Below are 12,726 nucleotides of genomic sequence, written 5' to 3'. Positions count from 1 at the left end.
AGTGAGAGTACGACATCAAGCAGATCCAGCAGTGAGAGCGCATCCTCGCCATCGGCTTTAGGTAGGAGTAGTGGTTCGTCAACCGGTGGACAGAAACAACAATTGCCCCAAACAGGAATGACTTCCGATAAATGGATGATCTTGGGGGGCATGCTACTGATTTCTTTTGTCATCTATAAACGAAAATAAGTAATCAAAGCCAAAGAAATAAGATAAATACTTTTTATCCGTCTAGGATGAAAGAGGTTTTAATGACTGAACAAAAAAAGCCGTGATACGCATTGCTAAAAGCGGGGCTACACCACCACTCTTTTAGCAATCAAGTGGATCGGCCAAAAGCTCAGTCTTTTTTTCTTTTTAAAAATGCCATTTTTTCGCAGATTTCGCTTTTTTTTGGCGCATGATTTCTTAAAAGTTTTACTATAATTTCACTATCAAGTTAACCTGAAATTATCGTAGGAAGTGAGGAAGATGAATAAAATCCCACCAATAATCCCGTTGCTCATTTTGTTATTGATTATTTTCTTCAAGCTAGAAGGATTGGCAAGTGAGCATAAAGCAGGAAATCTATTGTTTACTGTTCGAACAAAACGGATCATTTTTGATGAGCGGCATCAATTGATCATGATTCCAATTCGTCCAAATCAAACAATGTCAGCGACTAGTGCGCGCGCGGTACTAACTTATGGTTGGGATGGCACTGGCAGTGAGGCGAATATCATTGGTGAACGGATTCTAACAAATATTGACTGGGTCTTAGGCATGGAAAATTTCCTAAGAATCCAGACAGATTTAACGTTTAATGAAATCAAAAACAAAACTAAAGTGGATTTAGTTATTATCTATGACGGTGAAATAGCTATTACAGAAAACTTGCAGCCAAATCGTTGGGTCTTAGTTGATCTGCCAAAAGATTAAAAGACAGCTGAGTCCAAGAGTTTTTTCATTCGTATGTGAAACGATAAAAAGGGCTTTTTCATTTCCTTGATTCAGTTTCAAAATTCTTTAGATCCAGTTTTTCATGAAATTAGTAGTGCCATGAGAAGAGCTATGAAGAATTAAATGGAAGAATCAGCACTGAAAACCGCTTATCTTATCGCTTATTCACTTATATATTAGCATTTTGCAACTCGTAAAATCTGATAAGAAAACTAGTTCTCAAAAGTAGTCTATCTACCGACTGACAACCGATGGTAGAAATTCACAAAGTAAAAAAATTAAGCACAATCAATTCGTTGAACAGTAATAAAAATGACAGTCAAAATGATTTCTCCCCAAAGAGATCGCAAACAACAAATAAAAAAATTCATTGCTCATTGTCTTATCCATGCGAAAAAGGATAGTGAGTTCTAAGCACAATGATTGGAAATTTCTTCCCCAAAAAGAACAGTCCAGTTTTCTGATTCTTCAAAGGTTATGCCTTGGATGACTCAGCGAAATCTATAGTGAAACCTATAGAGAAATCTATTAAGTGGAATATTCGAAAGAAATGAGGCTGCTCCTTGTCACAAAGGAAATAAGAAGCGTTCATCTCTTTCGGATAATTCCCTAATGATCACAGCTTCTGACACTTCGGTAGAGCAGAAAATCATCGCCCATTGACAATCGCTCTTTTGAAGTGGTATGATCGCAAAACATTTAACAACTTTTGGGAAGAACTTTTTTCCGAAGTTTACTTTATTTAAGCGAGGATCATACAGTGTTTAGCGTATTATTAGATACAACGGAAAAACAAATCAATCAGTTTCTTACCTATTGCTACGAAGAGAACCGAACAATTTTTTCTATCAAAGAATTGATGGCTGTATTTAACTATAAACCCAGTAAGATATTAACCGTTATTCATCAAGTAGAATTATTTCAAGAGCAATATTCTGAATTTTCTTTGACGTATCCCTTCGAATCAAAGTCCATAAAAATTGAATTTTCCCAACGATTTCTAATCAGTAAAGTACATGCGGTCTTATTAACAAAATCGATTGGCTTTACATTGCTTGATTCATTCTTTAAGGGGAAGTATCAGTCATTGGAACAACTCAGCCAAGAAACTTATCGTAGCTTGCGAACGATTCAACGGAAACTCAGTGAATTAAATAACGTCTTAGCCAATTATCATTTGTCCTATAGTCTAAAAAAAGCTAATCCTCTTGAAGGAAAAGAATACTATATCCGTTATTTTTATCATGTCATGTATTGGCAAGTTTTTGATGAAATGGATTCAGAATTATTATCAATGGTCAGAGGAAAAGAATCGCTCGTTACACAATTTCAGTGCCATGCTCCTTATATGCGTAAAATTGATAGTGATAAATTTCTCTGTTTATTGGCGATTTCCTTTCAACGAATCAAGCAGCAACATCCAATCCTAGAGATTCCCGCTGAAATCAAAACTTTCCAACACCCATTGATTTCTAAAAAGGAATTTACGGAATATTTTCTAGTGCCTTTTTTTCAAGCCAATATTTACTCGGTACAAGGTCTTCCTGAGGAAGAAATCAGTTTTCTCTATTTTATGTTTGCTGTCATGAATACATATTTGGAAGATGATCTTATTAAAATTCCCAGAGAGTGGCTAGACCAGGGACATTTAGCTGAAGAAACGATCATCCTAAAACTAGGTGAATATTTTGATCTATCCTTTACCGATGCAGAAAAGAATTATTTGCTGGTTAATCTAGCAATGATTCATGCCTACTCATTGGTATTTGGAACAGTTCACAAAATCGATGGCTTTGGCAAGCAAACGAAGGAAAACGAGTTACAAGGTTACTTTCCAGTGATGTATCCGACCATGAAGCGATTTTTGCTGGCATTGAAAACGGAGATTCCCGAACTACTGAATTTTATCAAGAAGAATGACCGGCTTATTTTTCAATACTGTATGTTAGCGAGAACCGTCTTTATCAAATATGAACAACCAGTAACTTTTTCCATCCAATCAAAATTTGGTAAAACGCAAGAACTGTGGATCAAAAATCGATTGCTGCACACAACCCATCGTGCGATCGAACATATTCCTATGGTGGAGAAGCCAGATATTCTAATCAGTGATTACCCAATTCATCTAGAGGTTGACCAACAGATCAAGGTTTTTTATTGGAATGGACAGCCTACAGGAAATGATTGGGAACGCTTGGAAGACATCATCTATGCCATCAGAAGTGAAAAACATAAGCGGGTATTTGAGCGCCTCAGTTTTACGACTGCAATCAATTCTTGAGAAATGAGAATAGTTTCTAGGGTGCGGAATTTCAAGTTAATTATTTTGCAGCCATTTCGCAAAAATCAAGTTCTCGATAGGATAAAAATCAGATGATAGAAGCGCTATTGGTGCATTTGGTGGTTAATTCTTGTGTTTTCACACAACGAATAGCCTCGGATGCCAATCGGCGCTTTTTTCTTATTGACTTTTATTTGTACTAATGAGATGGTAATAAGAACTATTATTATGATAGTGAAAAAATAGTTGGTAGAAAGTAGGGATGAAATGACGGAAGTAATATCACTTCAAAATGTATCAAAGCTGATTGGAAACAAGCAGATCATTGAAAATGCTTCTTTCACAGTAGAGCAAGGGCAAGTCGTCGGTTTATTAGGACCGAATGGTGCGGGGAAGACAACAATTATTCGGATGATCGTTGGTTTAATGAAACACAACAAAGGATCGATCACCATTATGGGAAATCCGCTTGAAACCTCTTTTAAAGCAGCGATTGCCTCTGTTGGGGCAATTGTAGAAAATCCAGAATTTTACAATTATCTGACCGGATATGAAAATCTGATGCAGTACCAACGTATGGCGAAAACAAAAATGACAGCCACTGAGATGGATGACTTGATTCATCAAGTTCATTTAGAAGGTCACATCAATCAAAAAGTCAAAACTTATTCATTAGGAATGCGTCAGCGTTTAGGTGTGGCGCAAGCGTTGATTCACCGTCCGAAACTTTTAGTGCTTGATGAACCAATGAATGGTCTTGACCCAAAAGGCATGAGAGAGTTTCGGGAAATGATTCTCATGCTAAGAGAACAGGGTGTTTCTGTTTTAGTTTCAAGCCACCAATTAAGCGATATCGAACAGATAGCTGATCACTTGATTGTTGTGCAAAAAGGGAAAGTTACACACCAAGTGACGATGGCAAGCTTAAAGTCAGGAAAAAATGTTCTGATTATTAAGACGGATAATGATGATGAAGCGTTGAATGTTTTAAAAGCGAACTTCCACCTCGATGTTCTTCGTCTGTCGGATGAATTGCAGATTTCACTTGAAACAGATAATCGTTCAGAAATCGCTGCTACTCTAGTAAACGCGGGCATTGGTTTAAAAGAAATGAAAGTGCAGCAATCCTCGTTAGAAGAAACGTTTTTGGCGTGGACTGAAGAAGGAGGGCTTTAAGATGTTGACACTAGTAAAAAACGAATGGATCAAAGTCACGAAAAAAATGTCGACATGGATCATGCTGGCGCTCTTGGTGATTTTCACCTTTGGGATTACTTATATTGTCCGCTTAGGCGCACCAACTACCAAAGCCAATGAGCTTTTTATGTCTTTAAGTGAAATGACATCATTTTTAAATTTATTTGTGGTCATCATTGCTGCCTCAGCAGTAGCAGAAGAATTTAGTCGAGGAACCATCAAATTTCTTTTGATACGTCCTTTTTCAAGAAGTCAGATATTAGCCGCGAAAGCGATCAATACGTTGTTGTTCGCTCTACTTGGCACACTGGTTTTATTTATCAGCAGTTTTCTTGCTAGTAATTTATTTTTGGTTGGCGAATCGCCTTTTGCTGCAACTGATTTTAATCAACTGCCTGCAATAACGGTAGCACTAGTCTATGCGGCAACAAATATGTTGCTAATCCTATTTTATATCGCATTGACTTTGTTCATTTCAGCCGTGATTCGGTCGCAAAGTCTGGCCGTTGGATTAGGGGTCTCTATGTTGTTCGGTAGTAGTATCATCAATTCGATCATGCTGTTTGCAATCGAAAAATACGATTGGTTAAAGTGGAATCCCTTTAATTTCATGAATATCAAGAATAGCATTCCTGAGTTACTGCAAAATACAAATATGCAAGATATGATGGTTAGTCCTGGTTTGACTTACTGGGAAATGACGATTGGAATCTTACTTTATAGCTTGTTGATCTACTTTTTGACAAATTGGTTGTTCAATAAGCGAGATGTAGCACTAAGCTGATTTTTAAGAGAGAAAGTTTTTGGAGAAATCCTGCTTTCTCTCTTTCCTTTTATATTTTTTTCTAGTAAAATGATTCATTGAGAGTACAAGAGAAAGGAGAGATTTCCAATGACTGTTAATGTAGGAATTGTAATCGTGATCGCTGTTATCGCGTTATTATTAGGCGCTATCGGTGGTTTCTTTTTGGCGCGTAAATATATGCAAGATTATCTGAAGAAAAATCCTCCCGTTAATGAGGATATGTTGCGTTCGATGATGATGTCAATGGGTCAAAAACCTTCTGAAAAGAAGATTCGTCAAATGATGCAACAAATGAAAAACCAAAAATAGGTTTTTTATCGCAAAAGCGGGCTGATCCCATCAGCTCGCTTTTTGTTGCGAGTCACTGCGACTGGCCGCGCTAGCGAGACAGAGCAGATGAGGAGGAATACCTACTCGGTGTTGCGAGTCACTGCGACTGGCCGCGCTAGCGAGGCAGAGCAGATGAGGAGGAATACCGGGTGTTGCGAGTCACTGCGACTGATCGCGCCAGCGAAGGCTTTATGGAGTAAAAACGCCATGGAAAGGGGCACTCAAACGGTTCATCTTGATTGCTTCATCAAAAGTATTCTTGAATAAATAGTCCGAAAATTTAGATGATTCAAATGATTTGAAGTCTGTAGGAGTGAATAATAGGAGGGTGTTATGTCGATTTTTAGAAAGTTAGGTTGGTTTTTTCGGCAAGAAAGAAAGCATTATTACATTGGGGTAGCCGCTTTAGTCATGGTAGCTCTTGTTCAGTTAGCACCACCTAAAGTGATCGGGATCATTATTGATGAGATCGCTAACAAAGAAATTTCGATAGAAAAGATTCTGTTTTGGATTGGGGTTTTGATCGCTGCTGCATTGGCACAGTACATTTTCCGTTTTGTATGGCGGACAAATATCTGGGGAAGTGCGGCTCGATTGGAGAAAAGTATGCGTCGCCAATTGTTTGACCACTTTACAAAGATGGATCATCTTTTCTATCAGAAGCATCGAACGGGAGATTTGATGGCCCATGCCACTAATGACTTAAATGCGATTCAAAATGTAGCAGGGGCAGGGATTTTAACTTTTGCAGATTCATTCATCTCTGGAGGAGCGACGATTATAGCGATGATCTTTTTTGTTGATTGGCGTTTGACACTAATTGCGCTGATTCCCTTGCCTTTTCTGGCTGTCATGGCGAGAGTGCTGGGCAGCAAGCTCCATGATGCATTCCGCGACTCCCAAGAAGCTTTTTCAGCGATCAATGATAAAGCGCAAGAAAGTATTACTGGAATGAAAGTCATCAAAACCTTCGGACAAGAGAAAGAAGATATCCAAGATTTTCAAGCCAAAATTGATGACGCGATCATCAAAAACCGCAAAGTCAATTTTTTAGATGCACTCTTCGATCCTTTCATTACATTGATTATTGGTGTGTCATATGTCTTAACGATTATCGTTGGTGGCCGGTTTGTTATGTCAGGGGAAATATCGATTGGTCAATTGGTTTCATTTATCAGTTACATTGGAATGTTGGTGTGGCCGATGTTTGCCATTGGTCGTCTGTTTAATGTATTAGAGCGAGGCAATGCCAGTTATGATCGGGTCTCTGAATTGTTGGGGGAAAGAACCCATATCGTTGAAAAAAAAGAGGCGATCCAAGAGCCGGCGCAAGGTAAAATCGAAGTAGCACTAGATACTTTTCGCTATCATGATGCCGAAGAGATCACGCTGCAACAAATAGCGTTTACCCTACATGAAGGACAAACGTTAGGAATCGTAGGCAAAACAGGAGCAGGGAAAACCTCCATTCTGAAGTTATTGATGCGGGAATACGACCATTATGAGGGTGAAATTCTTTTTGGCGGGCATAGTATCAAAGCCTATTCTTTAAATGCATTACTGGGGTCTATTGGCTATGTTCCCCAAGATCATTTTCTTTTTTCCATGACGATCCGAGACAATATCCGTTTTGCTGTCCCGCAAGCGTCGCAAGAAGCAGTCGAAACAGCCGCTGATTTGGCTGCCATCGATGAAGATATCAAGGCGTTGCCAGATGGGTACGAAACAATGGTCGGTGAACGTGGGGTCTCATTATCTGGTGGGCAGAAACAGCGATTGTCCATCGCTCGGGCTTTGATCGTGGATCCGGAGTTGCTGATTTTAGACGACGCATTATCAGCAGTCGATGCCAAAACAGAAGAAGCTATTTTGCACAAATTGCGGGAGTACCGAAAAGACAAAACAACGATCATTTCTGCGCATCGTTTGAGTAGTGTCAAACATGCCGAAGAGATCATCGTCATTGATGAAGGAAAAATCATCGAGCGGGGGACCCACGAAGCCCTGTTAGCCAAAAATGGCTGGTACAAAAAAATGTGGGACAAGCAACAGCTAGAAGCCAAAATTGAAGGGAGTGAAGCATAATGGAACGTCAAGAATCTGAATGGTCAAAATCCATTCCCTTAAAAGAACAAAAACTGATCATCAAACGGATGTTGCAATTTGCAAAACCTTTCAAAAAAACTTTTTTTGCAGCGATCTTTTTTGCATTCCTCTTATCGATCGTCAATATTCTCTTACCGAGGATTTTGCAGACATTTATGGATAACTATCTGACACAACAGTCTGCAACGAATCAAATCATTTACTTTTTTGCCGGGCTTTATTTTTTTGGAGTAGTCGTCAAAGCAGTTATTTGGTTCTTTCAATGGTTTTTATATTCGATGGCGTCTTTGCATACCTATCAATACGTGCGAACCAAACTCTTTGAAAAACTGCATAGCTTAGGTATGCGGTACTTTGATCAAACGCCAGCAGGTTCAATTGTGTCGCGAGTCAGCAATGATACCGAAACACTGTATGAATTTTGGTATGTGTTTTTGATGGTTTTGACGGGAATTTTTGCTGTCCTTTCTTCTTTTGCTGCAATGTTTCAGATCAACGTAAAAATTGCTTTGTTGAATCTGATTTTCTTACCAATTTTGATGATCGTTATCTGGTATTATCAAAAATTTAGTTCAAGAATCTATCGCCAAATGCGCGAGAAGTTAAGTCAATTGAATACGAAACTAAATGAATCGATTTCTGGAATGCAGATCATTCAACAGTTTCGACAAGAAGCACGATTAAACCGCGAATTCGAGGCAACAAATGATGAGTACTTGAAGACGAGATATGCGATGATCCGAACCAATTCATTATTATTGTCACCGATCATCAATTTTCTCTATGCGATTGCAATCGCTATGTCCTTAACATTATTTGGGTTTGATGCCTTGCATTCGCCTATTGAAGTTGGGTTGATCTATGCTTTTACCACCTATGTCCAAGGCTTCTTCAATCCTATGACACAGATGATGGACTTTCTCAGCGTTTTTACCGATGGTATGGTAGCTGGCAGCCGTATCCTTAAAATCATGGACAATGAAGAATACACCCCGCAGCAAAATCCAGATGCGAATCAAAGCATTGAACAAGGAAAGATTGAATTTCGTAATGTCAGTTTCTCTTATGATGGCGAAAATGACGTCTTGAAAAACATTTCCTTTACAGCTTATCCAGGAGAAACTGTCGCCTTGGTGGGACATACCGGTAGCGGAAAAAGCTCGATCATTAATGTGTTGATGCGCTTTTACGAATTTGGGGAAGGACAAATCTTGATTGACGATCATGATATTCGTGATTTTACGATTGAAGAATTGCGGAAAAAAGTTGGCTTAGTTTTGCAGGATGCCTTCATGTTTTATGGAGATATCTCCGACAATATTCGTTTGTTAAATCCAGAAATCAGTGAAGAACAGATTGAAGCAGCGGCAAAATTTGTTCAAGCAGATAAGTTTATCGAAAAACTAGATGGCAGCTATCATGCCAAAGTAATTGAACGGGGCGCTAGCTACTCCAGTGGGCAACGGCAACTGATTTCATTTGCTAGAACGATGGTGACTGATCCAAAAATCTTAGTCTTAGATGAAGCCACTGCAAATATCGATACTGAAACAGAGGGACTGATCCAAGAAGGGTTAGCGAATATGCGTCAAGGAAGAACGACGATCGCTATCGCCCATCGCCTATCCACGATCCGGGACGCAGAGTTGATTTTGGTTTTAGATAAAGGACGAATCGTTGAACGAGGAAATCATGATTCGTTATTGAAACAGCAAGGGCTTTATACCGATATGTATAAATTACAATCCAGTGAAGTTTAAAATAAGTCTTTTTATAAGTGTTTAAAAAGAGCAAAAGGATCTTACATCAAATGCTGCAATCATCAGTAACACAGGGATGACTGCTCATATGTAAGATCTTTTTTTGAAAAAATGAGAGCGACCAAAAGAAAATGCATAAGATAACAAAATTTATTTTTTTCATCAACCTGTTGACAGCGTTTTCTCTGTTTGTTATTATAAAGACAAGTTAATCATTCGTATGGATAGTGATTGTTGAAAAACAAGCTAAACCTGATGAAAGCAAGGCTATTTAGACTGCTCTCATTAGGTTTTTTTTCTGGACAAAAAGGAGTCGGGCAATGCGTTGAATGGCTATCTTGTATAAAGTTAGATTCGTACATCAATGGTCCATTGGGGGTAAAACATGAAAATCAGTAAAGTGTTAAACAATAATGTCGTGATAACTACTGATGAAAAACAAAATGAAATAATTGTGATGGGGAGAGGAATTGCCTTTAAGAAAAAGGTCGGTGACGATATCAGTGATCAAACCATCGACAAAGTTTATCGTTTGGAAAATCAAACGATTGCATCCCAATTTCAAGAACTATTGGCTGATTTGCCATTAGAATATCTTGAACTTTCAAATCAAGTCATTGAATACGCTAGAGAAGAGTTGTCCGCGCTGATCAATGATTCAATTTATATCTCTTTACCTGATCATTTACATAGTGCAATCGAACGTGCCGAAAAGGGCATCGTTGTCAAAAATGTTCTTCTCTGGGATATCAAACGCTTTTTTCCAGATGAATACAAAATCGGCAAAAGAACAATTGAAAAAATCAGTGAGCATTATGGTATCGATTTACCTGAAGATGAAGCAGGCTTCATTGCCCTTCATTTAATAAATGCGCAAGCGGAAAATACCGATCAGAACAATCTTTATGAATTAACGAAAACGATGCAAGATATCATCAATATCGTTAAATATTACTTCAAAACCACTTTCGATGAAGAATCTGTTTACTTCTATCGATTTACGACTCATCTGCGTTTTTTCGTATCTCGGATGCAAAGTCATTCTACCCCTGCGGAGGAAACAGATGATGAGCTGCTTGAGATGGTAAAGATGAAATATCACAATGCCTATCAATGTGTGCAGAAGATCAAAGCGTTTCTGATAACGAATTATCGTTACGAGATGTCAAATGATGAAAGTTTGTACTTAACGATTCATATTGCCCGATTGGTGCAAAAGAATCGCTAAACTAAAAAAGAAAGGAGGTTCCCCAGAAAAAACTGGGAAAAGTAAAGCATTTTTTGGATAGTGACATTCAGTTGGCTAAACCTTCAATCAACTAAAAAATTGGAGGAAACAAAAATGGGAAAATATCATGAGTTAGCAGAAAAAATTGTTGCAAATGTCGGCGGGAAAGAAAATATCAATAGTTTGACCCACTGTATCACTCGGCTGCGTTTTAAATTGAAAGACGAGAAAATCGCAAATGATGACATCTTGAAAAACATGGATGGTGTCGTAACGGTGATGAAAAGTGGTGGTCAATACCAAGTAGTTATTGGGAATCACGTGCCGGATGTTTACGCAGAAGTAGTGGATGTTGCCGGAATCGGTGAAGGCAGTGAGGAAGGCGGTTCCGACGGGAACATCTTCAATCGCCTGATCGACATCCTTAGCGGTTGTTTCCAGCCTTTCTTAGGGGCATTAGCAGCTGCCGGTATGATCAAAGGATTTAATGCATTATTAGTATTTTTAGGCACACTGGGTTGGTTCAACTATACAGCAGCCTCTGGCACGTATGTGATGTTGAATGCGATCGGTGATGCAATATTTATGTTCATGCCGGTTATTTTAGGGTATACCTCCGCGAAGAAGTTCCGTTTGAATCCGATGGTCGGTATCGTTATCGGTGCTGCACTATGCTATCCGACGATTCAAGGCACTGCGTTACAAGAAGCCTTTACTGCAGTTGCTGGTGAAGGAGCAGCCGCACCTTATGGCTTGCTTGGGCAATCGGCTTACCAAACCTTCTTAGGTATTCCGTGGGTAGGAGCGACTTACACAAGTAGTGTTGTACCAGTTATTTTCATCATTGCATTTGCTGCACAAATTCAAAAACTTGCTAAAAAAGTGATTCCAAGTGTTGTCCAAACATTCTTGGTGCCATTTTTCGTTTTGCTAATTGCTTTACCGGTTGGATTTTTGGTCATTGGTCCAATCATCAGCATGTTGACAGATCTATTGAGTGCTGGTTTCCAAGCGCTAATGGACTTCTCACCAGCCGTATATGGGTTGATCTTAGGGTTCTTCTGGCAAGTATTGGTTATCTTTGGCTTGCATTGGTCTGTTGTACCACTAGCAATCATGCAAGTTACTCAACAAGGATTCAGTCAAGTATTGACAGGATCATTCGGGGCTAGCTTTGCTCAAACAGCAGTTGTTGTTGCGATGTATTTCAAATTAAGAGACAAGAAAATGAAAGCATTGTGCCCGCCAGCAATCATTTCCGGTATCTTTGGTGTGACTGAACCAGCTATTTATGGGATCACGCTTCCTAAAAAGACGCCTTTTGTTTTTTCAATGGTCGGTGGGGCTGTCGGCGGCTTGTTCTTGATGGTCAATGGTGTAACTGGCTACACGATGGGCGGACTTGGTATTTTCGGTATCTTCAACTTCATCACTCCAGAAGGAGACGCTAGCGGCATGTGGACTTCGCTGATTGCAATTGTTATTTCAGCAGCCATTGGTTTCGGATTGACAATGCTCTTCTGGAAAGATAATACAGAAGTGGAAGAAGTTGCTGAAGGTCAACCAACCATCTCTGTTCGCAAAGAGGTCATCACTGCTCCTGTTGAAGGAAGTATCGCACCATTAAGCAGTGCCAAAGATGATGCATTTGCGCAAGGCATTTTAGGCAAAGGAATTTTGATCCACCCTACAAAAGGGGAAGTGGTTGCTCCTTTTGATGGAACAGTAATGACATTGTTCCCAACGAAACATGCAATTGGTTTGATTTCCGATAATGGCTTAGAATTATTGATCCATATAGGTTTAGACACTGTTCAACTTAATGGAAAACATTTTGAAGCCTATGTAAAACAAGGGGATAAAGTGACGCGAGGTCAGAAATTGATCACGTTTGATAAGGATGCATTGGTGGAAGCAGGATTCAATATTGAAACACCTGTTTTGGTAACCAACTCAGCTGATTATTTAGATATCATTGAGTCAGATAAAAATGAAGTTGCTTTTTCAGACGATTTGATCACAGCGCTTGTCTAATAAAAAAGCATCGGAAAATCGATTGATCCAATTTTCCGATGCTTTT

General features: G+C 39.1%; 10 protein-coding genes. All 10 read left to right on the top strand.

What is annotated here, in order from left to right:
• The coding region (locus tag Q0A12_RS04770) for an LPXTG cell wall anchor domain-containing protein (protein WP_291291524.1) at nucleotides 1-189 on the top strand (189 nt) is incomplete at its 5' end.
• A gap of 282 nt (nucleotides 190-471) precedes the next feature.
• Nucleotides 472-918 carry an adhesin gene (locus Q0A12_RS04765; RefSeq protein WP_291291523.1) on the top strand — a complete coding sequence of 149 codons (447 nt, stop codon included), beginning with the start codon at nucleotides 472-474 and terminating at the stop codon, nucleotides 916-918.
• A gap of 781 nt (nucleotides 919-1,699) precedes the next feature.
• Complete coding sequence (locus tag Q0A12_RS04760) at nucleotides 1,700-3,220, top strand: helix-turn-helix domain-containing protein (RefSeq protein ID WP_291291522.1); 1,521 nt, start codon at nucleotides 1,700-1,702, stop codon at nucleotides 3,218-3,220.
• Between the two features lie 267 nt (nucleotides 3,221-3,487).
• Entirely contained in the window at nucleotides 3,488-4,396 is a 909-nt protein-coding gene (locus Q0A12_RS04755; RefSeq protein ID WP_291291521.1) for an ABC transporter ATP-binding protein, read from the top strand.
• 1 nt (nucleotide 4,397) lies between these two features.
• On the top strand, nucleotides 4,398-5,201 hold the full coding sequence (locus Q0A12_RS04750; protein WP_291291520.1) for an ABC transporter permease subunit: 804 nt from the start codon (nucleotides 4,398-4,400) through the stop codon (nucleotides 5,199-5,201).
• Between the two features lie 108 nt (nucleotides 5,202-5,309).
• On the top strand, nucleotides 5,310-5,531 hold the full coding sequence (locus Q0A12_RS04745; RefSeq protein ID WP_291291519.1) for a YneF family protein: 222 nt from the start codon (nucleotides 5,310-5,312) through the stop codon (nucleotides 5,529-5,531).
• Nucleotides 5,532-5,885: 354 nt separating this feature from the next.
• Complete coding sequence (locus Q0A12_RS04740) at nucleotides 5,886-7,637, top strand: ABC transporter transmembrane domain-containing protein (RefSeq protein WP_291291518.1); 1,752 nt, start codon at nucleotides 5,886-5,888, stop codon at nucleotides 7,635-7,637.
• Nucleotides 7,634-9,418, top strand: coding sequence for an ABC transporter ATP-binding protein (locus Q0A12_RS04735; RefSeq protein WP_291291527.1), 1,785 nt, complete (start codon nucleotides 7,634-7,636; stop codon nucleotides 9,416-9,418). Before Q0A12_RS04740 ends, Q0A12_RS04735 begins: the two co-directional genes overlap by 4 nt.
• A gap of 385 nt (nucleotides 9,419-9,803) precedes the next feature.
• Nucleotides 9,804-10,646 (top strand): BglG family transcription antiterminator LicT, encoded by an 843-nt coding sequence (gene licT, locus Q0A12_RS04730; protein WP_291291517.1) that lies wholly within the window; start codon nucleotides 9,804-9,806, stop codon nucleotides 10,644-10,646.
• Between the two features lie 114 nt (nucleotides 10,647-10,760).
• Nucleotides 10,761-12,680 (top strand): beta-glucoside-specific PTS transporter subunit IIABC, encoded by a 1,920-nt coding sequence (locus Q0A12_RS04725; protein WP_291291516.1) that lies wholly within the window; start codon nucleotides 10,761-10,763, stop codon nucleotides 12,678-12,680.
• Nucleotides 12,681-12,726: the final 46 nt, after the last annotated feature.

Source organism: Enterococcus sp. (assembly GCF_022711995.1).
In the GTDB taxonomy this organism is placed as follows: Bacteria; Bacillota; Bacilli; order Lactobacillales; family Enterococcaceae; genus Enterococcus_D.
Note: the sequence above shows the minus strand (reverse complement) of the source record. Positions and strands in the feature narration are given on the sequence as shown.